The sequence below is a fragment of the Novosphingobium kunmingense genome, from assembly GCF_002813245.1.
Taxonomy (GTDB): domain Bacteria; phylum Pseudomonadota; class Alphaproteobacteria; order Sphingomonadales; family Sphingomonadaceae; genus Novosphingobium; species Novosphingobium kunmingense.
Window position 1 is genome coordinate 1 of record NZ_PHUF01000006.1, and the last position, 23,722, is coordinate 23,722.

A 23,722-nucleotide genomic window follows, 5' to 3' on the forward strand; every position below is an offset into this window, starting at 1 on the left:
ACATCGCCGACCGGCTCCCGAGCGGGGAACGCGCCGAAGCCATCATCCATGATCACGGCAATAGCGTCGCCGAAATGGAATACGGTATTGCGGCGCGAGAGGCGTTTGCCAGGGAGGACGGCTCGGTCAGGGTTGCTTGCGTCGTATTCCGGCTCCGCGAAGGGTTCGATTCACCGGGGCTGCGTCTGGGTTTCGATTGTTCGTGGTCGCCGCGCAATTTGCGCGCAACGGTTCAGAAGATCGGTCGGCTAACGCGCAAGGCCCCAGGCAAGCCGCGCAGTCAGTATTACTATGCGGTCGACGTTAAGACAGTCGCCGGGGCCCGAGCGAGCCAGTTATCCGAGGCCTTTCTCGGGGGGGTACAGGCCGCGCTTCGTGCGGACATACCCAGTGCGCAGTTCACAGCTGAGGCAATTATCGAGGCAGGCGCGATTGCCAACGCGATGAGCGGCAGCGTCGGCGGCGGGCCGCGCAGCTTCTGGTCGCAGGGCTCCTGGACGGGCGAAGCAATCACCCGCGCCCATGTGCCGCTTTTCGAGTTCGACCAGGTTGCCGGATATGCCGAAGTCAGCCGAGCAACGCTCGATGCCGCTTTCATCAAGCCGGACGAACAACTGGACGAGTCTGTTGTAGCCGAACTCGCGGAGCGTTTCCTGGAAGGGCTTGAGCAGGGCCAGCGCGCAGAAGACTATCCGCCTGCCGTGGTCAACGCTCTGCGGCGCTGCTGCACCAAACTGGATTCTCTCCATGATTTGATGTTTCATCGCCGTCTCAACCGGGCCACGCCTGCTCTTGCGACCAGGTGGGGCTGTGTTCTGTCGGATGTTGTACTCGACCGGATGGACCGGGACGATGCCATAGTCGCAGCGATCGAGGCAGGCAAACCGCGTCCGTCGCAAAGGACCTTTGAAGGGCAGCAGTTTTCTCGCGCTTTGATCGCAACTGGCCCCTACTTTCGGCCTGATCTCGCGGCACGCTTGGCCGTCTTGGGACAATATGAGCCGCAGCAGGACAGGCGCTTGCGGCTGAAGCATGAAACCGACTTGAACATCGAGCGGATAGTCGGACTAATCGAACGCGGCGAAGAGCCACCTGCGCAAGGCACGGCCGACCGAAATCGGCTGAGTGGCTGGCTCTCGCCTTTTGGTTCAAAGACCCGTCCCGATGTGCGCGAGCGGATCGAGCGGGTCCGTCCCGACCTGATTCCGAAGGGGATTTCCTATGTCGAACGGGACGCCTCGCGCCGACAACGGCAGCTAGAGATGATTGCATGGGTGACACAACACAAGGCCCTTCCCCCTGCAAGCAGCGGCCTCGGCAAGATTTTGAAGGCCTGGGTCCAGAGGAATCCCTCATTCCTTGCCGCATTTCTGAAGGAACTAAAAAATGCTGCGCGCCCGGGAAAGATCGACGTCAAACTCAAGCCTCGGACAAACCGAAAGCGCAAGGCTAGGAAGCCCTTGGCCAGGAGCGGGACACGCTCGGCAATATCGCCTGTCGCCCAGCATTCGGCCGCGATGCCGCGATGACGCACATGCAACGCTGGAATTTGTCCGGCCGTTTGCTATGGACACCGACGTGTCCGCACAAGTGCTCCGGCACGCAATCTACCCAATTCGAACCCGATCCAGCACATGCACCTCCCTGCCCGCCGCACGGCCAACACCATAACCGGAACGATCGAGGCGGGACCGCGCGGACCGATCCTGCGCGATGCCGACGGCCTTGCCTGGCGGCTGCATTTTGGCGAGGAATCGGTGCCAGAAGGACTGGAGGGACAGGTCAGCGTGCGCGGCAAGATCGTACAGCCCGACCGGATCGACGTCGAGTTCTGCGCCGCGATTGATTGAATTCTCGGCTCGGCGCGCACGTGCAAACTGTACTCTACAGGTATCCATCGTCATGACGGGCCGGGAGCGGAATTAGCAGCCGATGTGATCTCGAGTAGTCGAAGCGCTGCGTGATAAGGGTGCCTACCTAACTTGCACCATTTCAGAGACATTATTCGGCAAATTTAACTTGGTGCAATATTGACAGATTCCCAAGTTTCAACAATCGTTTGCTTGGATTTGGGCTCGGGGGCGGCTTGATGCGAATGCAGCGACTGCTGATCGATCGAAGCACGCTTGACCTGATCACCTCAGATGCCCGGGACTTCCTCAACGTCCTCGATGCCGCAGGTCTTCTCCAGGCCTCGGCGCTGATGCAGGGCGTCCTTGAGCAGCTCGCAATCGACCGCTCGCACCTGCCCGACGACACCAGTGAGGCAGGTCCGAACTAGGCCTATTTGCGGTTGGCGGCCGGAACTCCGAACGGGATCGTCCGGCCATCGACGCCCGGCTCGCGGGTCCCCTGGCCGTAGTGCCTGCCCTCGAACTCAAAGGTCGGCGCGAACCGGACAATCGTCGCAGCCGCGCTCGCTTCGCGTCCAGCCAGGTCCGCGATCGTAGCCAGCACCGCCTCGCGCGAGGAGTAGATGTCCTCGCGCATCAACAGCCTTGCCATCGATCCCGACCGCTCGGCGATGGCGGACGCAATCTTCTGGTGCATGCGGAACGACTGTTCGGCATCTTCGGCGCGCTGCGACCAGGCGATCCGGCGATGCAGCGCATTGGGGAGCACCATGCGCGCCATGTCCGGGATCTGCGGGATGCGCGACATGCGCATGACCTCGACGTGGAACCTGAGGTTTTCGATGACCACCCGCTCAAGTGAATCCGGATCCTCAGACGCTGCTTCCCTCGCCTCGGCAGCGAGCGAAGCAAGCAGCGAGATCTCGGCATCGCTGGCCCGCTCAGCCGCGCGAAACGCAGCGAGGCCTTCGAAATTGGCGCGCATCTCGAACAGGTCTTCGACCTCTTCGCGGCCCCAAGCGCGCACGGCAAATTCGCTCCGGCCCTTGCGGGTGAGGTAGCCTTCATGGGTGAGCGCACTCAGCACTTCGGCGACCCCGGAGGCACGGCAATCGTAGACTTCGCCGACCTCGGCCTTGCTGATCGACTGCCCCGGAAGGTAGCGCGCAGACAGCACCCCGAACCTGATTTCGAGGAACATGAGTTCAGAAAGGGACTGTGCTCTGGTCAATCGACCTCCCTCATGGGTGAGTTCTGGCTCACCGCATTGTTTGGTACTTCCTAGCACAATATCGTTTTGATTTCCGAATCCGGGAGCTTCGCATTATCCCCATTTGGTCGTCGTTCGGGTTTTTGGGGCAGCAGTGGCCAAAGCAAAATTGCCAGTCATGACAACGATTGCCTGCCCGGCGCAGATGATCTTTGCCGTGCTGCGCGAGCCCAGCAAGCGGCGGCGCTATGACAGCGCGGCCGATATTCCCGGCCTTCAGGGCCTCGATGCCCCCGACGCGGAACGCCTCGCGCTCGAACTCATCGAACTTGGTCTCATTGCGCGTGACCATGGCCGCTACACCATCATCGACTGGAGCGTTGACCGGATCACCGAGCACCTGGCGCTCGCCGGTGCGATCCAGGCCTTGGCGGCAGCCGAGGTAGCCGCTTGTCACGGAAAGACGGATTTCAGCCATCTCGAGGCGCTGAATTCGGCGCTCAAGACCTTCGACGACATGGATGCGGCAAACCTCCTCCAGGGCGCCTACATCGACTACCAGTGGCACCTTGAACTGGTCCGTCTGAGCGGCAATCGGGCGGCGCTTGCCGCTTATGCAAAGACGGTTCCGCCGGCGGTGTGGATCGCAGGCGCAAACTACTTCCAGCTCGACGAAGCGCGCAGTTCCTTGGTCGAGCACGACCGTTTGGTCGCCTACATGAGGGCGGGCGACACCCTGCGCGCGCGCGATGCGGTCTCGTTCCATGTCGAAGAGGCGGCTGCTCAAATCCGCCGCGCCGGCGCGGCAAGGATCGAGAGCTATCCGGGCAAAGGCACCTGACTTCCAGCGCCGCGGCGCTGCGAGGAGAGGGGGTTCTAGGCTTGTGCGGAGGGCTCGACCTGCTCCTGGCACATGATTGAAAATCCAGTCCGTTTGGGGTAATCATGGCCAAGGCGAGGAGACCCTCGATGGACCATGATCGTTACGGGCTTGATGGGATGCCGATTTATCCGCGACCGGGTCATTTTGACCATGTCACGGGTGTCAGGCTCCCGACGTTTCGCGGTAAATCCAGGACCATGGGCCGCTGGCCAACGCTTCTGCTCATAGCCCTGATGGCGATCGCTGGGATTGCGTTGGCTTCGGCCTCTCATCTGTTCGGTTGAAAGTCAGGTTCGTCTCTTGGCAACATGCAGGTGATCACGCTCGGGTTTGTCAGGGAAGCGCTCGAACTGAACAGCATATCCGTCACCAAGCCGTGACCGAACCTGCGAAGCCCAGCGTTCGCCCTGCTCGTCTGAAATGTTGTTACCCCTGAAGTCCAGGGCGCGATCGTCATAGTGGGCTGACCCGGCCATGTGCTGGGTGCTGTCATTTCCCGAGGTCACCACCGGGGTTGGCAGACCGAGCGATCGGGCTTCCTCAGCCACCGCTCCCATCGCGGGAACAAGGTCCCCATCCATATGCCCAAGCCTTGCCCCCGGCTTGACCTTGATGCCAAGGTCGCGTGCTAGCGCGGCGCCATCGACCGGACCATCGGGCACCGCGAGCAGCGTTCCGCCTTCGAGCGGCGAAGGCACCAGCCCCTCTGCGCCGGGGGATGGAAGCGAAGGGGTTTGCGGCATGCCGAGATCGGTATTGATCCCCAGCGATCCATTGCCTGCGATCCCGGCGACGTCGCTGAGCTCGTTGATCCGGTGAGCGCGCAAGTCGCCCATCAGGTCGTCCATGATATAGGAGATGGCCTGGTCGCGCCGCGTCACATCCCGATAGTCGAGCCGCGGATTGGAAAGATCGGGCAAGTGCCACTCGGGGTGTTCGCGCTGCAGGGCCTCATAGCGGTCCTGGATCAGGTTCGACATATCGCTCGAAATCTGGAAGCCGTGGCTTTCGGCGTAGCTCGCCTCGGACATCATTCGGCTGCCAATCTCGCGATAGCGGGCAGCAGCAGCGCGCCGTTCCTCGGCCTCAGCGACACGCCAATCACTTCCATCGGTGCTGGTGTGCGAACGGCTATGGTCAGTGTAGTCCGAGCTCTGGCTGTAGGTGCCCGAAGACTGGATATCGCCGATCGACCCGCTGACCACCATGCGATCGCTTGTCTCGTCGGATTTATCGGTGCCGCGCGTGGTCTGGTTGGTTGCTGAACGCTCGCTTCCAGCATTGGCGCTATCGCCGCTTTCACGGCGTCCGGACAGCGAGCCTGAAAGAGAGGCAGACACGCCGCTTCCGACTTCCGATTCCAGAGGTGTTCCGACCGTTCCGGTACCAGTCAGCGACAGGCCTGAACCAAATGTCCGACTGCTGAAATCACTTGATGAGCGGCTATTGCCCTCGCGAAGAATAAGATCGTTATTGGTGACCTCGCGCGTCGAGCTGCCCTTGGCCTGTTCGACGACGACGTTGCCGCCGACATTGTGAGTGTCCGATGCTCGCGCTCCGCTTTCGCGCCTGGCCCCTGTCACATCGCTGGTCGCGGTGACTGCACTGCCGAACTGGCCCTTCGAGCTGGTCCAGCTGCTTGAGGTGCCGTTCTCGATCTTGTCGGCCTCATTGAGATACCATTGGCCCTGGGATCTGAGGTCGGTCGCATAGCCCCGCGTCATGGTCGGCTTGAACGGCAACTGGGACATCGCCGCATTGGTGTCGATCACCGAATGGCCCGAGCCATATTCGTTGAACATGCGCCCGTCCGCTTCGCGGAAGCCCGAGTGCCCGGCACCTGCGAGGAGGTTCGGCGCCTGATTCCACTGCGACACCTGCCGGTTTTCGGCGTTGAGATTTCCGTAGCTGACATCGCCATAAGCGTAGTTGCCGGTGGTCCGCTCAAGCGCAGCGGCATCCGAACCCGCCTGGACCGGGGCGAGCATCGAGCCGAGATTGTTCGCGACCGACATGGTTCCGCGCATGACCATTAGCGCCAGCATCGGCACCGACAGCATCAGGAAGCCCGCCATGGTGGCGACGTCCTGGTTGACCGCATCGATTCCCGCCCAATTGGCGAGGTTCACGCTGCCGGCCGAAACCGCCGCGGTCTGGGAAGCGAGGCGGTCCATAATGAACGAGTGGATGAGGACGTAGATCGGCCCCCAGGCCGAGAGGTAGAAGAAGCCCGAGAAATAGCCCTTCAGGGTCGCGATGCCGGTGCGCGCGAATAGCAGCAGAGGGAAGACGATCGGGAACAGGGCGTAGAACACCACGGTCAGGACCACCCCCAGCACCGGAATCCAGATCAGGCCCTGCTCGGCCGCAGTTGTCATCGCGTTGCGGGTCTGGGTGTCGGCGCGCTGCAGCGCGAAGGAATCGGCGTCGGCATTGCCGAAATCGAGCTGGGCCGCCTCGAAGGCGTCGACCATGCTCTTCTGCTTGAAGAACTGGTTACGGGTCATCGCCGTCCCGGTCAGCAGCTGCGAAACCACCGGCACATCGGCGGCAAGCTTGGCGCCGGCTGCAGCCTCGGTCAGCTTGGGATACATCGAATGCGCAAACGGCAGCGCATAGGCGTTGATTTGGGTGTCCCACTGGTTGTTGATGAGAGTCCAGGCCTCGGCGCAGGTCTTGCCCTCGATATCGACGGTGCCGGTGCCCGTATCGGTCAGATACTTCATGCCGCGGTTGGTCGCGGCGTTGACCCCGAGTTCGGCCCAGAGATCGGGCGCTTCGCTTAAGAGCTTGAGGCTCTTGGTGCCGAGGAGGATGTCATAATAGGCGCATTGCTTGAGGTAGCCGTCGACATTGGCCTTGAACACCGGATCGCGGATCTCGAACCCGCGCGCCTTGTCCCACATTCGCGCGCCGTAGACGAAACCGCCGTTCGAGTAGTTCAGCGCCGCCGGCATGACGAAAACTGTCTCGGCGGTGCGGGTCAGGTAATCGCTGACCTGGCTGGTGAACGAGGCCATGGCGGCGAGCCCGATCGGCACATTGGCCACCGTAGAGGGCGCGAGCCCTGCATTCATCCGGTCGGTGACCTTCACCGTCACGGTCGGGACCATCAGCACGAGGTAGATCAGCGTCGACTGGATGAACCAGCGAAACCATGCACGCCAATCGAGGTCCATCGCGGTGATGAGCAGCGCGTAGATCAGCCCCATCACCATGACGACGCGGATCAGCGACTTGAACCCGCCCGAGCCGGTCCAGGCAGCAATCGCGTTGAAGGTGTTGACGAGGTAGTCGCCGCCCCCGACCGTGAAGACCTCGAGCATGGACGATGCCCCCTACTGGACCTGGCTGCCGAGCGTGCGCGAGAAGCGCAGCGCGGCCGACATCTGAGGGGAGAGCTGAGTGCGCAGGGTCTTTTCGAGCATCTGCGTGCGCTGGATCAGCGCAAAGGTCTGGTCGAAGCGCTGCGAGGTGCGCGCCGCGATCTCGAGGAAATTGCGCCGGGTCTCGTAGAGCCCTTCGCGCCATTCGCGTAAGGAGTCCGCATCGGCCCCGTTGAAGTCGGAGCGCGCATTCACCGCCATGTCGATGAAACGCATGGTCATGGTGGTGACGAGGTCGACCGCGACGATTTCCGAAAGATCGTTGATCTCCTGGGCGGAGATGCCGAACTCGGCCGCCGCGCTCACGGTGATGATCTTGTAGACCGGCACGCTCGCCATGCCGAGGAGTTGGATTTCGGCCGGGGTCAGCGAGGCGCCAGGATCGCGCACCTTCAGGGCCATGCTCTCGATCAGCGTGCGCACCCGCGCCTTGATCGCCGCATTGGGCCCGATCACCATGTCGATCTCGCTGGGCGCCATGCACTTGGCGCTATCGCCGCCGCAGCTCCAGTACTTGTGCGGGGTGGACGAGGTGCCGTCGAGCATGGCGCTGATCAGCGCCGGGTCGGCCGGGCCGATGAATTGGACCCTGGGCTTGCCGCCGTTGCCGGCCGGATCGTAGATCACGGTCCCGACCAGCGTCATCAGGAACTCGCGGAACTGGGTGTCGAACCCGCCGTATTTCTTGCCCAAGGCCTCCCAGGTGTAATTGTTGGGCATCCCGGCCTGCTCCTTCATGTCCGGGTCGGAATTGGCGCTCTTCAAGGCCTCGCGCTGGCCGCCATTGTTGCACTGCTGGCGCGCGCGGGCCCAGTCGGAGACTGCGCCCTGGCTGTTGGCGATCGCCTCGCAGATGACCGAGCTCGCCGTATCGCTCTTGGGCCAGAGGCCGCCGACCAGCGCCTGCGCGGTCTCGCAGGACGAGATGTTCATCTGGTTCATCTGCTGAACCTTCTGCGCCAGCTCATCCATGACCTTGCCGATCTCGGGCGAGATCGTGTCGATCGCGAGCTTGAAGGCAAAGCCGAGCGCGTTGTTCGCTGTCGCCTTGAGCATGGCGACGAGTTCGGCGGTGTTGATGAACGAGAAGGACCCGGCGAAAAGGTCGATGCCCCCGCACCCGGCGCGCGCGTGGGGCAACTGGAGGTTGAAGGGCTGGATGTTCTTCTGCGGGAAGCGCGACCAGACCGAACCCATCGAGTAGTAGCCCGCCGACTGACCCTGGTAGGCGCTGGGGCCGGTGACGTTGGCCTGGACCCCCATGTCGGACATGAAGCTCTGCATCTCGCCTTCGACCCCTGCCATTGCTGGACTGGGCGAGGCGAGCAGGACTGCGGCACCGAGGACTGTCCCAAGGGCGCGGCGCGAGACCTCATGAAGGCGGCGAGCGAGGAGACGCGCACGCATCAGTAGTCGCTCCCCACCTTGACCTGTGTCAGCTGGAAAACGCGGTCCATGATCTCGTCCTGGCTGAGGATACCGTAGCCGATCGGCATCGGCTGCTTGGTGACGGAATCGAACAGGACCAGCGCGGGCACCTGGCGGTCGGTGCCGAGCCCGAGCTTCTCGTATTGCCCGCTGTCGACCATGTAGCCGGGAAAGCTCGCCGAGGGGCCGCCATCCATCGAGACCGCGAGCACCGCGAGGCCGTACTTGTCGCTCACGGACTTCAGGATCGGCGAGAAGATGTCGCAGGCTCCGCAGCTCGAGGCGAAGAAATAGAACACCCCGTAGCGCTGCGAGAGACTGGCCATCACCCGGTCACGGTCGGACTTGCGCTCGTCGATCCAGGCCCGCTTGCCGAGCGTCGAGACCGGGCGCTGCAGCGTGTAATCGAGCCCCGGGTCCTGCCACAGCGCACGCTGCCAGACATCGGCGAACATCGAGGAGCGGTCGAGCTGCTCGCGCTGGAAACGGACATAGGCCGTGACGTTCTCCGGGCTCGGCTCGAGGATCGCGCGCGCCTTCAGTTCTTCAAGCTGGGTCCCGATCGCGGCCAGGCGCTCGCGCGCCGGGGGCTGCGCGGCAGTAGCCTTGCGCGGCTCCTCCTTGGGCTTTTCGCAGTAGAACCAGGTGCCGAGCTTGCGCTCCTTGCAGTAGAGCGCGTCTTCGGACTGACGCACCTCGACCCCGTCGCCGTCGGACGCACGCAGCGGCACGGTTGCGGTAAGCGCGAGGCTGGAGGCGGCAAGCAGGGCAATGCATTGGCGGTGGTTCATGATCCGCTCCTCTCGAATTCCTTGATCAGTGACATGAAGACGCCGAGGTCGAGCAGCCGGCGGCCGCCATCGAGCAGGCGGACAAGCGCGCAGTAGAAGCCGGACAGCGCCTCGCTCCCGGCGTCGGCAATCGTGTAGGTTCCCGACTCGAGCCGGGCCCATCCGCGCCGCACAATGGCATCGAGCTGCGCGCTGAGGCTGCGCGCGCGTACCGGATGGTCGAACCAGGCCGAGATCTCGGCGGCGATCCCGCGCGCGGTCAGCGGGCCTTTCCTTGCGAGCGCCATGCCGACGCAGAACTCGAGCACAGTGAGATCTGGCGCGGCGTCGTAGGCACCGAACGCGACGACGCGCGCACCAAGTTCGGGCACGGGGTTCCTGTCGGGGTCAGGGCTTGTGCGCGGCATAATAGGCCTCGATCTTTGCCTGGATTTCGATGAGCGTGGCGGCCTCATCGGGGAGCTTCGCCGCATCGACGAACTCCGCGTAGATCTCCGAGAAATCCATCACCGAGAGGTCGAGCTGCTGGAACTCGAAGATGGTGAAGCCGTCGCAGACGGGCTTCTTGGGCGTCCCCCATGTCTTGCCGAGCTGCGGGCGACCCTGCTCCTGAAGGATGCGGCTGATCTTCGAGAGGAAGCAGCAATAGACGTCGCGCTTGGAAAGGCAGATGCCGAGGAAGCTCGACGAGCAATAGGTGCCGATCTTGTGGCAGAGCCCGGCATCGTCCTTCTGGTCGAGCAGGACCTCCGAGGGGCTGCACAGCAGCGGCGTCAGCAAGGGCACGCCCTTCCCCGAGCAGCAATTGGCAAGACCGAACACCTTGTGGGCGCAGCTCTCGGCGGTGCCCTTGAACAGGGTCAGGGTGGATTCGTCGAACTCGGAATTGGCCTGGCCCAGCGCATTGAGCGCCACGACCGCGTCCTTGAATTCGTCCGAGGCCTCGCGAACAATCGGTTCGCAGTCGCCATTGATGCAATAGACGTCGTTTCCGCAGATGTACTGCGCGGGCGGCGTAGTCGATCCGGGGATCGGGCACTTGTAGACGCGCTCGGCGACCTTGCAGGAACCATCGCCGCTCGGCGGATCGTCGAGACAGGTCTCGTGGTCGAATGCGCAGCCGGGGGTTGCATCGAGCTTGCCGCAGTCGTTGCCGCCGCCGACCACGGTCTGGCACTGGTAGGTCTTCGTCGTCTCCCAGCAGGCCCGGGTGACCGGCACACCGTCGATCAGGCGGGTTTCGTTGGGGGCAGTGCAGGTTTCGGACGCGAGCGTGCAGGTGCCGAGATCGACCGAACATGCATTGTCGGTCCAGACCTGCGTGAACCACTTCGATACCGAGCTTTCCGGCACGATGCCGGCGATATTGGCGCTGCATGAATAGACCTCTTCGGGCGCGGCAGGCTCGAGGCAATAGAGGTAGCCCCCTCCCCCGAACGGATCGCCGATGAAGTCCCAGGTCTTGCAGAGCTGACGGTCGGTGAGGCCTGCCGCGGCCGCCGTGGTATGGGTGCAGGTCGCTTCCGATGCGAGGCTTCCGCATTGCTGGAGGCCGCTCACGTACTGCACCGGGAAACCCGTCACGGGATCGAAGGTCAGCGCATCGGTGATCCCTTCGTTGTTGCAGCGATAGACGTTGCTGACGACCTGGAAGGCGTCAGCCGGCGGCGGTTTCGCCACGGTGCCCATGAGGTAGACGTTGGGATCGCTGACAGCCGCGTCGCAGTCGTAGTAGTCGACCGTGAGGTTGTAATCGGGAACCGGGAAGGTCCCGGTCTTGCGGCACAGGGCATTGCCTTCAAGCGCCGCGCAGCCCGGAAATCCCGGCGTTGTGACGCAGAGGTACTGGTAGAGCGTCTCGTTCCACGCCGCGACAGTGAGGCTGCGGGTGCAGGTCTTGGGCTGCTCGACTACAGTCGAACCCACATTGCAGGTCCACTCTGCCGTGTTGCTCGTCCCCGGGCTCGGCGGCAGCGGCACGCAGTTGCCGCTCGAGCCGTCCGCGCTCATGCCCTGGAGGTAGGCATTGGGATCGTCGGTGACGGTGTTAGCGCGGGACAGGTCGGCGCGGGTGACATCGACGGTCGGCCGCGTCGTCGAATTGGCGGTACGGTAGGCGTCGCTGTTGTACCCCGCTGCGGCACCATCGGCGTACATGTTGCCGGGATTGTTGTAATACTGGGTGAGCCCGGGATATTCCGCCTGATACCCCGGTATCTGCCCGGCCGCACCCGGGGCATCGGTGATTCCCTGGTAGGCGCCGCGCACGCTCGATCCGGTTGAGCGCGCCTCGGCCTTGGCTTCATCCACGCTCATGGTGGCAGGCGCGGAAGGAGGTGGCGGGGCTGGTGCGGGCACGCCGGGATCGATCGCGGGCGGCAGCGGTGGTTGCGGCTCGACGAGATCGTCGGGCGGGGGGAAATAGACTTGGGCCTGCGCGCCGGTCGCCGCGATCAGCCCCAAGGCGGCAAGCGCCAAACCTGCAAAGCGCCGCCCACCCACCTCAAGGAGCCTTCGCCAGCTGGGACAGCGCAACGCGTGCGATGCCGGCGCCCGGACCCTTGCCGCCGGCAAAGCTCTCGAGGGCATATTCCACGGTGACATTGCCGGTGAGCCGGTCGTGGTCCGGGGTGACACTGGTGCAGTCGAGCCCGTCGCAGAGCTCGTACTCGCGCCCCGCAGCAACGAAGGTCGGCGCGGCCTCGACCTTGAAGGCGCGGAACAGGCGGGGGTCGATGGCGATATGGGCTTCCTGACCCTCGTCGGTCACCACCCGCTTTAGTCCTTCCGCAAAGGCCTTGGTGCTACCGCCCGGGAAGCCGCGGAAAACCACCACGCCGCCCGCCTTGGTCGTGTCGGCGATCAGCTGCGCGAGCGAGCCTTGCGGCATCGACAGGCTGGCAAAGACCATGAACATCGGCCCCTCGCCCATCGGCGCGCGGGTGTTGGCGGCGGCGCCGGACAGCAGCTCGTCGAAGTCAACCGCGCCATCCGGACCCTTGGGGAGGCTGGCGGGATCGATCGCGGCGACGGCGGCGAGGCCCTTCTCCCGCAGATCTTCAGCTTCGCCGCGGTGCGCCTCGCCCTTGCCGGCAACCGCATCGACAAGGGTCTGGGCATCGGCGGTGGCTTCGGTGGCCCGGTCCTTGATGGCCTTGGGATCGATGCCGTCTAGCGTTTGCGCGAGCGCTGCCGAAACCGCAGTGAGCGCGAGGAATCCCGCGATTCCTGCGAGGTGGGGTTTAAGCAAGGTGCGCGCGAAGGTCATGGGCGTCCTCACAGCATGCAGCAGTTGCGCTTGCGCCAGACGAGGTAGCCAAAGTCCTCGCCCTTGACGGGGTAGCCCTTGCCGGTCTGGGGAATGATGGTGGTCGCCCCGACCGGCGCGCAGGCGTAGCGGCCCTTCACCGTCGAGATCGGATTGGTCATCTGCAGCCGGTATTGCTGCTTCCTCATCACCGGCATCAGGTATTTGTGGCATAGCGCCTTCGAACCCATCGTCCCCCAGGCGAGCGCCTCGCGGTGCATCTTGTAGAGCATACGTTCGGCGACGAGCCGCGAGGCCTGGATAGGGGTGACATGCGCGGCGACATGGCCGTTCAGCGGATACATCCCGCCATTGCAGCCTGCGCACCAGAACATCTGGTCGATCGGCAACTTGGCGGTCGCGGCCACGCAGTCGGCCGCGCATGCCGCGGTCGCGATCGGGTTCGAGAACAGCGCGACTTCAGGGTTGATGATCGAGGTGAGCGCAGAATCCTGCCACAGCGGATCGATCTCGGTGACATAGGCGACGTCGAAGGTGGTCTGCTCGAAGCACAGGAAATCGGTCAGGATCTCCATCCAGTAGAGGAGCGGATAGACGTAATAGTGCGACTGCCACTGCGACGAGTTCTGCGCCTTGCCGCCGATCTGGCTGCGCCCCTGGACATGACCATTGCCGATGGCGAAGCCGGGGTTGAGGCGGATGCCGCCAAGGTTGGGAAAGCACCACGCCTTGTTGGTGACGTCGACGAGCCGCACCGGTTCCCAAAAGCCCACCGAGATACCAATGCGCGGGATCGGCGAGCCGCAGGCGCACAGGGGAAACGAGGGGTTCTTGGGATCTGGACGCGAGCCCTTCCAGATCGAGAGCCCGCCGATCGACAGAGGGAACAGGCATGACCAGCACACGTCGGTGATCGGATTGATGACCTTGCCGTGGCACGAGACCGTATCGGCGCGTGCGGGCGCAGTGCCGGCAAAAGCGAGCGCCAGCGCGGTGAGCATTGCGGCGAACTTCCGGCCGAGGTGCGTCATGACCGTGCTCCTTGGGCATAGGCCTCATCGGCCCGCAGTTTGGCGCGGAAGTAGGTGACCCCGTGGAGCGGCGCGGCGAGCGCGAGGATCAGCGCGGGAGCGGCGCCCCACAGCCCGAACAGTGCTTTGAGGAGCGGAAGCAGCAGGACGGTGAGCGCCAGGGACCAGCAACAAGCCATCCACCAGCGCCGCATGTGGCGCAGGCGCGCCGTCTCGGGAGCGGCCATCGGCGTCTTGAGGAAGTCGATGAGCGGGTGGGTCATGACACCTTGCCTCCGCCAGAGGATGCGGGTGCGCGTGCGGATGCGGCCGCCGTGGGCGGTAGCGGCAATTCGCTGATCTTGAGGTTTTCGCCCGCAGCCGAGACCACGGCGGGGGTGTGGCGGATGCCGAACTTGGCGGTGAGCGTGCCGCCCTGGTCGAAGTAGAACCGCCGATGCCAAGGCTTCATCGCATCGAACGGCGAGCCGGATACGAAGATGATCTTGGCGCGCGCGTCACTCCAGGTCCTGACCGCCCAAGCGAGCTCGGCCGCGTTGTCACCGTCGACGAAGACCAGCACCTGGGTGAGTTGCACCATGTCGAGCGGATTGACCCGGGTCCCGCGCGCAGCGATCAGATTGCCCTTGGCATCGACGATATCATCCTCGGTGACGATCGAGGGATCGAACAGCCATTCACGCTTGGTAGGCGCAGGGGTCATGCCATCGACCGCCTTGGGGCGGCGCACGCTGGCGACCGCTTGCTCCTGCATCTGGCGCTGCATACGCTCGATCCCGCCATTGGCCTCGAGCGTCTTCAGCCGCGTCTCGATCGTGGTGAGGAGATCGGTCTCGATGATCGGGAAGGTCTGACCCATCTGCCCATAGTCGGCGGCCCGCAGGCTCGAGATCACCGGCCAACCCACCAGCAGGGCAATGCCGCTTGCGGCGATCAGGGCGGCGAAGGGCCTCACAGCAGCGAGTCCCCGGTGCCGATGATCGTGCCAGCACAGACAAAGCCAATATCGGCATAGCGGCTGTCGAGCCCATCCTTGTGCGCGGTGCCAAGATAGTAGCAGTGTTCGGGGATCCGCCCGGTCGGGCCCGGTTCGAGCTTTTCGCCGCGCGAGCTCGCCGGCTTGAGGCGCGCAACCTCGGCGCCATTGATCCGCACGACGGCGCCCTCGCGGCTCACCACATCGCCCGGCATGCCATAGACGCGCTTGGCAAAGGGCGGGGCCACTTTTCCGAAGTGCGCGGTGATCAGCGGGGTCTGCGGGGCCTTGAAGACCGCGAAGTCGCCGCGCTGGGGCACGCGGTGCTTGTCGATCCAGAAGGCCCAGTTGGGGAGCGACTGGGTGGTGTTGATCAGGATCGCGTGTTCATCGCGCCAACTCGCGAGCGAGGAACTCGCCGCGAGGCACGCTGCAAGCGCGCCAATCGCAAGCCAGCGCTTCGCATGGCTGGTGCGCGCCGCCGGGGGCTCAAGGTGTGCTTCAGTTTGCGGGGGCATTGCCCTGGCCTCCGAGCGCCCCGGCCTGCGGCGCCGGTCCCGGCCCCGAACCCGACATAGCGGCACGCATCGCGCCCATGACGTCGGTGCCGCTGGCGGCCGCCTGTTGCGGCATCCGCACGCGGGCATAGACTTCGCGGCGCACATCGGCGGTAATGTCGGGGACATTGCCGGCGACGACCGCTTCGCCGACAAGCACGATCTGACCTGCCGCGCCGCGCCGTTCGAGATTGCGCTGGATCTCGCTCATGAAGGCGCGGGTCTCGGTGGTGACCTGCTCGGGCGGGGTCGCCGAGCGCGCCTGCGCCTGGACATATTCGCCGACGATTCCGGAGAGCTGGACCTTGGCGATCGCGGGCCGATCATGGCTGCCAAGCACGCTCTTGGTCACCCATGCGCCCCACAGGCCGGCAGCGACGAGAGCCGCCACGAGCGCGACCGGGGCTGCGCCGAGCCGCGCGCGCTGCGGCGGGCTCGCGGGCGCCGCTGCCACATCGGCCTCGAACAGCGGACCGGGCGCTGCGTTCTCGCCGCCTGTTGCGGCTGCGCGGGGCTTACCTGCCATGATCTTTCTCCTTGCAAATGGGATTTGCCGCCGGGCTCAGGCCGCGAAGCGAATGGCGGCGGAAGAAGGCGAGCACGGCGAAGAGCGCGGCGCTCGCCAGCCAGAAGAACAGGCGGAAGCGGTCCTGCCGCGCGGTGTCGGCCGCGACGTAGCGCGAGGCGAAATTGTCGAGCTGGAGCACGGTCCCGGAAAAGCCGAAGTTCCCGAGCGCGACGAAGAGCAGCAGCCACAGAGCGGCGACGCAGCCGAGCGTTACCGCGAGCCAGCCTGTCAGCCGCAGCGCGAGGTAGCAGGCGTCCGCTACGCGGGATGACGCGCGCGATGGCGCGGCCGGGACAACGGCGGGCGTCATTCGGCCGCCTCCGCGAGCTCGCCCTCGGCAAAGTCGGGCGCGCCCGGCTCGGGCGGCACGAAATCGGGAAAGGCGACCCGCTCGATCGCATCGGGGAGCGCGAGGCCGCCCCGCACCTTTTCCTCGATCTCGGAAAAGACCCGCGGGCTCGAGGAATAGAGCGTCGCCGAGTAGGGATCGAGCACGAGGCGCCCCACCGCGAGGGTTTCTGGTCCCTTGATCAGCACGTCGGAATACTCGGTGCCATTGCGCTTCAGCGAACGCAGCAGGCTTTCGGTATAGTGGTCCATCTCGAAGCGCTGGTGCTTGGCGAGATCGTTGATCGTCTCTTCCTTCTGCTGGAGGACGATCGACCAGTCCGAGTTCTCAAGCGCAGCGAGCGAGCCTTCGGACTTGTAGAAGTCATTCAACGACTGGGTCGCTGTGATCAGCGAGCCGCCATATTTGCGGCAGGTGCGGGCATAGGTCTCGATCGCTTGACCCATCTGCCCGCCACCGAGGAGTTGCCAGGCCTCGTCGATCATCGTCAGCTTGGGCACCGAGCGGTCGAGATCGCGCATCACCCGAAGTGTCAGGAACATGAGCGCGGTCAGCGCGACCGAGCGCAGTTCTGGCTTCGAGGAGAGGTCGGAGAGCTCGAACACGGTGAGCCCGGCCGAAAGATCGATCGAGCAGGCGCCTTCGAAGAAGCGGCCATAGGTGCCGCCCTTGAGGAACGGCGACATCGCATCGGCAAGATCGCCGGCATAGGGCGAAGGCAGCGCGCGCAGCGCCGCGGCAACGTCGTCAATCGTCCCATGGCGCTGCTTGTCGCGCCAGACCGTGCTCACCGCAGAATCGATCAGCCCGCGCTCGGTGTCGGACAAGCGGTCCTGCTGGCGCGCCATCTGGCCGACGATCGATTTGAGCATGGCGAGGCATTCGACCTCATAGTCCTCACCGTCCTCGTCGCTCGCCAGCGCCTCGCCATCGATCATGTCGAAGGGATTGAGCGAGAAGCCAGAGGATAGCTTGAACTCGACGAAAGCGCCGCCGAAGGCTTTGACCATGTGCTCGAACGAGCGGCCGTCATCGATCACGATGACCTTGGCCCCCGCGCCGGACATCGCGGCACAGACGTCCTGCAGGAATACCGACTTGCCCGAGCCCGACTTGCCGAAAACGGCGACGTTGTGATTGCCCGCCGCGTTCTGGAACGGCGACCAGAAGAAGGGCTGCCCGCGCCGGCCGATGAGCAGAACGTGCGGGATGTGCCCGCCGGTGTGCTCGCCCTGGAGCGGCGCGATCGAGGCGGCGGTCGTAGTGAGCATGGTCTTGAAGCGCTTCATGCGCTTCAGGTCAGCCGAGAGCCCATTGGGGAGCGACAGCGGCATCGCCGCAAGCAAGCCCATCACCTGAAGGTAGCGCTCATCGATGAGGTCCCACCCGCAGGCCTTGTAGACCGACTTGACCATGCGCTCGTTGACGTCGCCCTTGCCCAGGGGCGAGAGCGCGCCGACGCCGTAGTAGACCTGCGCAAGCTTGCGGCCCTGGCGGATCTCGGCCTGAACGTATTGCCACTCATCGCGCTGCTCGGAGAGCTGGGGCAGAAAGCGCGCCGAGCGGCTGTCGGCAAGGCTGGTGGTGCGCATGACCTTGAGGCCCGCGCGCGAGGCGACCGCTTCCTCGTCCTGGTAGACGAGGCCGAGCACGGTCATGACGTTGCAGCCGAAGCGCAGCTTGTCGTTGATGACATCGCCGATGATCTTCTGGACGTCCCAAGGCGCCCATTGCTTGGGGAGGTTGCGAACCGAGAAGAAGCGCCAGTCGAATTTGTCGGGCACGACCTCGCCGATCACCGGTGCGCCGTCCTGGCGCTCGCCTGTCGGGCGGAAGCGCTCGGTCTGGAGAATAATCCGGTCGGGGGTGACCTGAGTTTCCAGATCGCGCCGCACGCACTGGACGTTGATCGGATCGAGCTCGGAATAGTGCTCGGGCTTGTCGGCGTTATCGACCGCGGGGCAGAGGAAATCGTCGAGGAAGGCGATCAGCTCGACCGGTCCCATGTCGCGGGCCGGGATCGAGAGAGCCTGAAGCGTGCCGCCCAGGCTCTCGCGCACTGACACGAGGGTGTCGGCCCCGATCGGACCACTGAGCCGGGCGCCGACCGAGAGGATTACGCGGGTATTGCGCAGGTAGAATGGCGCATCGCGCGAGATCGACATCCAGGCGGCGCGGCGCAGCCAGCGCGCGCGGTGCATCGCCGCGCGGCCATAGACGCCCTTGGCGACCACGCGTGGCATGACCCAATCAGCGATGCGCTCGCCAACCGAGGGGCTCTGCCAATGGATCAGCTGGATCTCGCAGCCGGAGGGGACGGCGTCCGACAGGAACTGGGTGAGCAACTCGCCGCTGCGCTCGTCGGCCCCCATCATCGGGGCAAGTTCGAGAATGAACCCGAGAGAGTCCGTGTTGATGAACAGGCCGTGCTTCTTGTCGTAGCTGCGATAGGGCAGCCAGTTTGACAGCATCGGCGCGCCGAGCACCGGACGCTCCGCTTCAGGATGCGCGCTTTCGCCGAACAGCATATCGAGGAACCGGTCCCAGAACCCGAGCGAGGCCATCGTCGTCTACTCCTCGACCTTGGCAGGGAAGGCAGCGGGGCCATTGGTTGGCTTGGTCGCCGCCGGAGCGGCGCTGACCGCCAAGGCGGAAGCCGGAGCTGGACCTGGAACCGCACCAGTGGGCGTCGCGGCTGCGGCTGCAGCCGGGGTGTGCGCTTTCGCGGTGGGCGCGAGACGCGCCTGCACCTGGGCCTGGATCGCCTCGATCGCATTGCCCGACTGAAGCGCGGCGCCCTTGGCGCGGGCTGCGGCAATGGCCTCAGGGCGCGGCGGCCCGGCAGGCGCGGCATCAACTTCTTTGGGAGTGGGTGACCCAGCGTCTTGAACAACTGGGGCCGCGGCCACCGGGCTCGGAACGAATGCCGCGCTCGCGAGGCTCACCGCCCGACCCTCGACCTGTTCGCCGATATTGGGCTCGCCCGAGGACAGCTCCATCCAGGCGCCATCGTCGACCACCGCGTGGATGATCCGCGGTTCGTGGAGATTGCCGCCGCCATCGACGAAAGACGGGAACACCACCTTGAGCACGCGTCGCTCGCGGTGGACCAAGCCGCCGCCGGCCGAGGTTAGCCGGCCCGAACCCGACGGCGTGTAGGCCGCGGTAACCGGCTTCGCCGCCGCAGGTTGCCGGATGTACGGGCCCGCCGGGGTCATCGGGCGCGCATTCTGGATCACCGACAGCGCCTGGTCGTCGATCACGGTCGAGGGCGCACAGGTCCCGCCGGGCGCGCTACAGGCGAAGCTGCCCTTGATGTTGCCGCCGAAGAGCGAAGTGCAGGCGGCAAGCTGGGTGGCCACCAGACCAATGGCGGCAATGCTTGCCGCCCGGGTGACGGGGTTTGGCGATCTCCGCGCCGTAACATCCCCAAGCCGGATCGCGAGCCGCCAGAGGGCGAGGCCCGATTGGCGCGACAGCGCAGCCTCCCCGAGCGCCACGTGGCCCGCCGAGCGCGCCCAGGCGCGCTTGCCGAGCAGTGCCTGTTCGCGGAAGGTTAGCAGCAAGCCTTGCGGAGCCGCAGTGGTAAGGACGAGATCCCGCCACAGCTCGATCGCCTCGGCGCGGCTGAGCTCCACCCGTGGAAGTGAGATCAAACCTCGCGATCGCCGCGCCACCGCGCGCACCAGACCAGCGTGTTGCTTCGGGCTGAGCGCGGTCACGACTTGGCGCCCTTCAACCACTGCTCGAGCACTTCGCGCGGACGGAAGCCCTCGATCACCGCGCCGTCCGAGCGGACGATGACCGGGGTTCCGGCAAGGCCCTGCTGGCGGGCGAAGGCCTCGTTTGCGTCGAGCGGCGAGGTATCGCAGGCGCGGGTGTCGGTGATCGGCGCCCCGGCATAGGCGGCTTTGACCGCCTTGCGGCGATCGCGCGCGCAGAACACCTGGTTGGCAAGATCGCGGCTGCCGAGCACCGAGATCGGCCGCTCGATCACCCGCACGTTCATGTTTTCGAGGACGCCCGAGAGCGCCCGGCAGTAGCCGCAGCGAAAGTCGCTGAACACGGTCACGGTCGGCCCCGAGCTTGCTCCCCAGACAATGCCGCCCGCCTCGGGCAGTGCGGCGAGCGACATCATCCGGGGGGCACCGCTCGCCGTCGGCGTGCTGACGCCGCGGCGGGGGGTCTCGACTTCCTGGGCTTCCTGCTTGCTGCCAGCAGCGCCGCCGACGAGGAGGTCGGGGTTGACCTCGAGCAGCCGGACCGCAGTCAGGTCCTGGCGGGTCTGCATGTCGTAGACCCGCCCGATCAGGAGGTAGCGCGCGGTCTTGTCGACGTAGAACAGCTGCGAGCCTGCGGTCACTTCGCAGACCCCGTCGACCACCTGGCAATTGACGCGGGAGACCTGGGTGCGCGGCAGGCGCTGCTTCAGGAGTGCGGTTACCGCCTGGTCCGCCTCGCTTGGCACGTGTTGAGCGGTCGCGGCATCGCCGGCACCGGCGTTCGCCCAAACCAGTGAGCCGCCACTGCCGAGCGCAATTGCGGCGAGCGGCATCAGGACTTGGCCAAGGCGGGGCCGCGCCAGTTTGAAAGATTTCAGGGACGTCAGTTTCATTGCACCCTCCTCACCCGTTGATGAAAACGCCTTCGAGAAACACGATTTCGACATCGATCCCGGTCGGCATCTCGATCACAGGCTGGTACTGTTCGGCCCGCTCGATCAGGTACTTGCTCACCATGTCGCCCGAGGTGGCGATGCCTTCGCCGAGCCCGCCTTCAAGGATGTCTCCGGTGCCAAGCTTCTGGCGCTGGCCATTGACGTTGACGTTGGTCCCGGTGAGCGTCGAATTGGTGTTGGCGGCAAATCCGCGACCAAACCCTCCGGCGAGACCGGCAAGGAAGGCCTGGCCGATCAGCGAACCCTCGCGGCTCACCACCCTGCCCCTGACCCCGGTCTTGCCGCCGAAGGCGATGAAGCCCTTGACGTCCGAGACCGCGTAGCGGCCATTGGGCTGCGGGCAGGTCATGCGCTGCAGTTTGACGTAGACCTTCTCGCTTGAGAGGTCGCCGCGCGCCGCGCCGTTGACCAGGCAGCCGGCGATGTTTGTCGTGAGCAGCCGCCCGTTGTCGTAGACCGAGCGCGCAGGGCCGGTGATGCGCAGCACGACCGGCAGGGGATCGGTCTGGCTCTGGACTCCGGCGGCCGCATCGACTCCGACAATGACTTTGGCGACCGCGATCGAGTTGGGCGGCAGGTAATTGGCGCTGTCGGTAAAGACGGTGTTGCCCTTGGGGACCGGGCTTCCGGTTCCGCTCGTGCCCTCGTTGAACGAGACCAGGCTGACCTCGCTTCCCCGCCCTGCCGGATGGCCCGCCGCCGCCATCGCGGCTTGCCCCGCAGGCGTGCTCGACGCGGTCTGGTAGCTTGGCGGGCTGGTTCGCCCGTACATCGCGCTCGGTCCGACCGGCGCCGCGCCGGCACCCATGACCGGCGACTGACGTGCGGCTGCGAGCGCCGCCTTCAGCTGCTCGTTCTCATTCTGGTAGGCGGAAAGCACCCGTTCGGTGTCCGGGGATATGCCGCCGCCAGACGTACTTTCCGCGGCCTGACCCTGAGCCAGCTGCGCTTCCAGCTGGTCGGCCCGCTGCGCACGGGCCGCGAGCGCGCGCATGTTGGTGTCCATCGACATCATCTGCGCCTCGGACTGGGCGCGCCACTCCTTCTCGGCCATGTTCTTGTTGACCATCTCGTCGACCGAGACGTCGGCGACCTGGCGCTTGACGCTGGCATCGCTGCTCTTGTGATCCCCGGCGAAGATCCACGAAGAGCCGATGACGAGCGCGGCAAGACCGCCTGCGCCGAGCAGCAGCATCTGCTTCTTCTTGACCGCCTCATTGGCGACGATCGCATCGCCGAGCGGCGAGGCTTCGCCATGCCCCGTCTCGGTAGCGGGACCGTCGAGCGCCTTGGGGCCTTTGCGGAACGGGTTCTTCCAGTCCATCACTGGCCTCCATTCGATTGGATGAGGTAGACAGCGGCCGCCTGGCCGGGCGCGAGCTCGCTCACCGGGGTCATGAAGGCGACGCTGCCGCGCGCGGCGAGCAGGTTCTCATCGAGGGTGAGTGGCTTTGCGCCGGTGTTGCGGACCTTGAGAATCAGCCCCTTGAGGTCGGCGCCGCGGTATTCCCCGACCTGCTGGACCTCGAGCTTGCCGACCGCTACCGGCTCGAGCACGCTTTGCCGGATTTCAAAGCCTTCGATGGTCTCGCTGCGGTACATCGCTTGCGCGAGGCGCACCGCGGTGTCCTCGGGCGAGGAGCGCACTTCCCAATCGCGTGCAGATTCGGTCTTGATCGCGGTGTTGATGACGAAGACCTGCTCGGCGTCGTTCCCGCGAACCTGGCAGAGGAACTTGTAGACGTAGCCCTTGCGGGTCGTGCCGAAGAACGAGAGGTTCGGCTTGGTGAACCCGTCGGGCACCGAAATGTAGATGTCGCCGCGCACCGGCTCGTTGACGATCTTGAAGTCTTCGGCGGGGTTGCCCGTGCTGATCTTCGAGACCGAGGCGAACTGGTCGCCGGCGAGGCTGATCCGGGTCAGGTCCTTCGCCGAGGCGACGCAGGTAACGGTGCCGTTGTCAGCCGCGGGGATGCTCTGGTCAGCCAATGCGGGTGCCGCAAGGCAAAGGGCGCCGAAGCAGATGAGCGCGGCGCCAACCGGGCGGCCCGTGATTGCATAGGGCCGTCCGGCGAGCACGCTGCCAACCCCGATCGCGCCCCAACCCAGTTCGGCCATCACGCCTCTCCCCCATCGCTATTGCTTGATTGCGCGCTGCCCGCGCCCTTGGCGTCGATGACCTTGCCCGAAGGATCCTTGGTCACGCGTCCGAACCCGGCGAGCTTGAGGCTGACGCCCGAGTAGCTCCACACGTAGCGGAAGGTCCGGGCTTCGGAGGTGACCTCCTTCGAGCCGACCACCGTGTGCAGCACGCCGTTGACCTCGCTGGTCAGCGCGTCGGGATCAACGGTAAGGTTCTCGATGGTGAAGAACTGCGAGACGTTCGAGCCGTTCTGCTCGTTGAAGATCTTCATCAACTCGGCCTTCATCCGGCCGTGGGTCCTGGGATCGGTGATCTCGAGGATCGAATCCATCCAGTACTGCAGGTTGGACGGCGAGCGGTTGAGCGTCAGCAGAGCGGCATCGCGCGTGACGAGCTCAAGGTAGTCCTTGTCGATGTGGCTCGAGGACAACGTCAGCGGCTTGGCCAGCACCGGCTGCAGCACCACTTCGCGGTCGCGGTGCGCGGCGGTGAGAGTCAGCACGATGCTGAGGGCGAACAGGCCGGTCGCGGTGATCGCCAGGAGGTTGCGCTGCTTTAAGAGCCGCTGCGCCTGGCCGTGAGAAATCGAGAGGTCCATAGG

23 protein-coding genes and 1 pseudogene are annotated in these 23,722 nt (G+C 65.1%); 5 read left to right on the forward strand and 19 right to left on the reverse strand.

Annotated elements, in window-relative coordinates; genetic code table 11:
- From B0I00_RS14650 to B0I00_RS14660, 3 genes and pseudogenes are all read left to right on the forward strand, one after another.
- Positions 1–1,529, forward strand: a pseudogene (locus B0I00_RS14650) (DEAD/DEAH box helicase); the annotation flags it as partial.
- Between the two features lie 105 nt (positions 1,530–1,634).
- Positions 1,635–1,850: a DUF5818 domain-containing protein gene (locus B0I00_RS14655; protein WP_100868184.1), complete on the forward strand. Its 216-nt coding sequence runs from the start codon at positions 1,635–1,637 to the stop codon at positions 1,848–1,850.
- A 245-nt stretch (positions 1,851–2,095) separates the two neighbouring features.
- Entirely contained in the window at positions 2,096–2,281 is a 186-nt protein-coding gene (locus B0I00_RS14660; protein ID WP_100868185.1) for a hypothetical protein, read from the forward strand.
- 2 nt (positions 2,282–2,283) lie between these two features.
- On the opposite strand, the gene B0I00_RS14665 is transcribed toward B0I00_RS14660, so the two are convergent.
- The gene (locus B0I00_RS14665; protein WP_100868186.1) at positions 2,284–3,054 is read right to left on the reverse strand and encodes a GntR family transcriptional regulator; all 771 of its coding nucleotides are present in this window, start codon (positions 3,052–3,054) and stop codon (positions 2,284–2,286) included.
- A 187-nt stretch (positions 3,055–3,241) separates the two neighbouring features.
- Here B0I00_RS14665 and B0I00_RS14670 point away from each other — a divergent pair, with 187 nt between their 5' ends.
- Positions 3,242–3,904 carry an FCD domain-containing protein gene (locus tag B0I00_RS14670; RefSeq protein ID WP_100868187.1) on the forward strand — a complete coding sequence of 221 codons (663 nt, stop codon included), beginning with the start codon at positions 3,242–3,244 and terminating at the stop codon, positions 3,902–3,904.
- Between the two features lie 128 nt (positions 3,905–4,032).
- A complete protein-coding gene (locus B0I00_RS14675; RefSeq protein WP_100868347.1) occupies positions 4,033–4,230 on the forward strand; it encodes a hypothetical protein in 198 nt (65 codons plus the stop codon).
- A 3-nt stretch (positions 4,231–4,233) separates the two neighbouring features.
- Here the strand turns inward: B0I00_RS14675 and B0I00_RS14680 are convergent, their stop codons facing one another.
- The 18 genes from B0I00_RS14680 to B0I00_RS14765 form a co-directional block, all read right to left on the reverse strand.
- The gene (locus B0I00_RS14680) at positions 4,234–7,272 is read right to left on the reverse strand and encodes a conjugal transfer protein TraG N-terminal domain-containing protein (protein ID WP_100868188.1); all 3,039 of its coding nucleotides are present in this window, start codon (positions 7,270–7,272) and stop codon (positions 4,234–4,236) included.
- Between the two features lie 12 nt (positions 7,273–7,284).
- Complete coding sequence (locus tag B0I00_RS14685; RefSeq protein WP_100868189.1) at positions 7,285–8,739, reverse strand: conjugal transfer protein TraH; 1,455 nt, start codon at positions 8,737–8,739, stop codon at positions 7,285–7,287.
- Complete coding sequence (locus tag B0I00_RS14690; protein ID WP_100868190.1) at positions 8,739–9,551, reverse strand: thioredoxin family protein; 813 nt, start codon at positions 9,549–9,551, stop codon at positions 8,739–8,741. The genes B0I00_RS14685 and B0I00_RS14690 overlap by 1 nt, the downstream gene beginning before the upstream one ends.
- The gene (locus tag B0I00_RS14695) at positions 9,548–9,922 is read right to left on the reverse strand and encodes a hypothetical protein (RefSeq protein ID WP_232730279.1); all 375 of its coding nucleotides are present in this window, start codon (positions 9,920–9,922) and stop codon (positions 9,548–9,550) included. Before B0I00_RS14695 ends, B0I00_RS14690 begins: the two co-directional genes overlap by 4 nt.
- A 16-nt stretch (positions 9,923–9,938) precedes the next feature.
- Entirely contained in the window at positions 9,939–12,029 is a 2,091-nt protein-coding gene (traN, locus tag B0I00_RS14700; RefSeq protein ID WP_408635254.1) for a conjugal transfer protein TraN, read from the reverse strand.
- 25 nt (positions 12,030–12,054) lie between these two features.
- Positions 12,055–12,819 carry a type-F conjugative transfer system pilin assembly protein TrbC gene (gene trbC / locus B0I00_RS14705; RefSeq protein ID WP_100868192.1) on the reverse strand — a complete coding sequence of 255 codons (765 nt, stop codon included), beginning with the start codon at positions 12,817–12,819 and terminating at the stop codon, positions 12,055–12,057.
- Between the two features lie 8 nt (positions 12,820–12,827).
- Entirely contained in the window at positions 12,828–13,850 is a 1,023-nt protein-coding gene (gene traU, locus B0I00_RS14710; protein WP_100868193.1) for a conjugal transfer pilus assembly protein TraU, read from the reverse strand.
- Positions 13,847–14,113 (reverse strand): hypothetical protein, encoded by a 267-nt coding sequence (locus B0I00_RS14715; RefSeq protein ID WP_100868194.1) that lies wholly within the window; start codon positions 14,111–14,113, stop codon positions 13,847–13,849. Before B0I00_RS14715 ends, traU begins: the two co-directional genes overlap by 4 nt.
- Positions 14,110–14,805, reverse strand: a complete 696-nt coding sequence (gene traW, locus B0I00_RS14720) for a type-F conjugative transfer system protein TraW (protein WP_100868195.1) — start codon at positions 14,803–14,805, stop codon at positions 14,110–14,112. Before traW ends, B0I00_RS14715 begins: the two co-directional genes overlap by 4 nt.
- Complete coding sequence (locus B0I00_RS14725) at positions 14,802–15,344, reverse strand: S26 family signal peptidase (protein ID WP_198519268.1); 543 nt, start codon at positions 15,342–15,344, stop codon at positions 14,802–14,804. Before B0I00_RS14725 ends, traW begins: the two co-directional genes overlap by 4 nt.
- The gene (locus B0I00_RS14730; protein WP_100868196.1) at positions 15,328–15,909 is read right to left on the reverse strand and encodes a type-F conjugative transfer system protein TrbI; all 582 of its coding nucleotides are present in this window, start codon (positions 15,907–15,909) and stop codon (positions 15,328–15,330) included. Before B0I00_RS14730 ends, B0I00_RS14725 begins: the two co-directional genes overlap by 17 nt.
- Positions 15,899–16,261 (reverse strand): hypothetical protein, encoded by a 363-nt coding sequence (locus B0I00_RS14735; protein WP_100868197.1) that lies wholly within the window; start codon positions 16,259–16,261, stop codon positions 15,899–15,901. Before B0I00_RS14735 ends, B0I00_RS14730 begins: the two co-directional genes overlap by 11 nt.
- Positions 16,258–18,864, reverse strand: a complete 2,607-nt coding sequence (gene traC / locus B0I00_RS14740) for a type IV secretion system protein TraC (RefSeq protein WP_100868198.1) — start codon at positions 18,862–18,864, stop codon at positions 16,258–16,260. Before traC ends, B0I00_RS14735 begins: the two co-directional genes overlap by 4 nt.
- Before the next feature lie 6 nt (positions 18,865–18,870).
- Positions 18,871–19,938 (reverse strand): hypothetical protein, encoded by a 1,068-nt coding sequence (locus B0I00_RS14745; protein ID WP_232730280.1) that lies wholly within the window; start codon positions 19,936–19,938, stop codon positions 18,871–18,873.
- An 80-nt stretch (positions 19,939–20,018) separates the two neighbouring features.
- On the reverse strand, positions 20,019–20,915 hold the full coding sequence (locus tag B0I00_RS14750; protein WP_100868200.1) for a DsbC family protein: 897 nt from the start codon (positions 20,913–20,915) through the stop codon (positions 20,019–20,021).
- A gap of 10 nt (positions 20,916–20,925) precedes the next feature.
- On the reverse strand, positions 20,926–22,302 hold the full coding sequence (locus B0I00_RS14755; RefSeq protein WP_100868201.1) for a TrbI/VirB10 family protein: 1,377 nt from the start codon (positions 22,300–22,302) through the stop codon (positions 20,926–20,928).
- Positions 22,302–23,096, reverse strand: a complete 795-nt coding sequence (locus B0I00_RS14760) for a type-F conjugative transfer system secretin TraK (protein WP_100868202.1) — start codon at positions 23,094–23,096, stop codon at positions 22,302–22,304. Before B0I00_RS14760 ends, B0I00_RS14755 begins: the two co-directional genes overlap by 1 nt.
- Complete coding sequence (locus tag B0I00_RS14765; protein ID WP_100868203.1) at positions 23,096–23,719, reverse strand: type IV conjugative transfer system protein TraE; 624 nt, start codon at positions 23,717–23,719, stop codon at positions 23,096–23,098. Before B0I00_RS14765 ends, B0I00_RS14760 begins: the two co-directional genes overlap by 1 nt.
- Positions 23,720–23,722 lie beyond the last annotated feature (3 nt).

What these genes read in the sequence shown, in the direction of transcription:
- B0I00_RS14760 (WP_100868202.1), bottom strand. Translation starts at nt 23,096, where the DNA reads ATGGCCGAACTGGGTTGGGGCGCGATCGGGGTTGGCAGCGTGCTCGCC.
- B0I00_RS14660 (WP_100868185.1), top strand. Translation starts at nt 2,096, where the DNA reads ATGCAGCGACTGCTGATCGATCGAAGCACGCTTGACCTGATCACCTCA.
- B0I00_RS14680 (WP_100868188.1), bottom strand. Translation starts at nt 7,272, where the DNA reads ATGCTCGAGGTCTTCACGGTCGGGGGCGGCGACTACCTCGTCAACACC.
- B0I00_RS14750 (WP_100868200.1), bottom strand. Translation starts at nt 20,915, where the DNA reads ATGAAACTGACGTCCCTGAAATCTTTCAAACTGGCGCGGCCCCGCCTT.
- B0I00_RS14675 (WP_100868347.1), top strand. Translation starts at nt 4,033, where the DNA reads ATGGACCATGATCGTTACGGGCTTGATGGGATGCCGATTTATCCGCGA.
- B0I00_RS14735 (WP_100868197.1), bottom strand. Translation starts at nt 16,261, where the DNA reads ATGACGCCCGCCGTTGTCCCGGCCGCGCCATCGCGCGCGTCATCCCGC.
- B0I00_RS14665 (WP_100868186.1), bottom strand. Translation starts at nt 3,054, where the DNA reads ATGTTCCTCGAAATCAGGTTCGGGGTGCTGTCTGCGCGCTACCTTCCG.
- B0I00_RS14765 (WP_100868203.1), bottom strand. Translation starts at nt 23,719, where the DNA reads ATGGACCTCTCGATTTCTCACGGCCAGGCGCAGCGGCTCTTAAAGCAG.
- B0I00_RS14725 (WP_198519268.1), bottom strand. Translation starts at nt 15,344, where the DNA reads ATGCCCCCGCAAACTGAAGCACACCTTGAGCCCCCGGCGGCGCGCACC.
- B0I00_RS14730 (WP_100868196.1), bottom strand. Translation starts at nt 15,909, where the DNA reads ATGGCAGGTAAGCCCCGCGCAGCCGCAACAGGCGGCGAGAACGCAGCG.
- B0I00_RS14715 (WP_100868194.1), bottom strand. Translation starts at nt 14,113, where the DNA reads ATGACCCACCCGCTCATCGACTTCCTCAAGACGCCGATGGCCGCTCCC.
- B0I00_RS14690 (WP_100868190.1), bottom strand. Translation starts at nt 9,551, where the DNA reads ATGAACCACCGCCAATGCATTGCCCTGCTTGCCGCCTCCAGCCTCGCG.
- B0I00_RS14685 (WP_100868189.1), bottom strand. Translation starts at nt 8,739, where the DNA reads ATGCGTGCGCGTCTCCTCGCTCGCCGCCTTCATGAGGTCTCGCGCCGC.
- traU (WP_100868193.1), bottom strand. Translation starts at nt 13,850, where the DNA reads ATGACGCACCTCGGCCGGAAGTTCGCCGCAATGCTCACCGCGCTGGCG.
- B0I00_RS14670 (WP_100868187.1), top strand. Translation starts at nt 3,242, where the DNA reads ATGACAACGATTGCCTGCCCGGCGCAGATGATCTTTGCCGTGCTGCGC.
- trbC (WP_100868192.1), bottom strand. Translation starts at nt 12,819, where the DNA reads ATGACCTTCGCGCGCACCTTGCTTAAACCCCACCTCGCAGGAATCGCG.
- B0I00_RS14655 (WP_100868184.1), top strand. Translation starts at nt 1,635, where the DNA reads ATGCACCTCCCTGCCCGCCGCACGGCCAACACCATAACCGGAACGATC.
- B0I00_RS14755 (WP_100868201.1), bottom strand. Translation starts at nt 22,302, where the DNA reads ATGGACTGGAAGAACCCGTTCCGCAAAGGCCCCAAGGCGCTCGACGGT.
- traC (WP_100868198.1), bottom strand. Translation starts at nt 18,864, where the DNA reads ATGGCCTCGCTCGGGTTCTGGGACCGGTTCCTCGATATGCTGTTCGGC.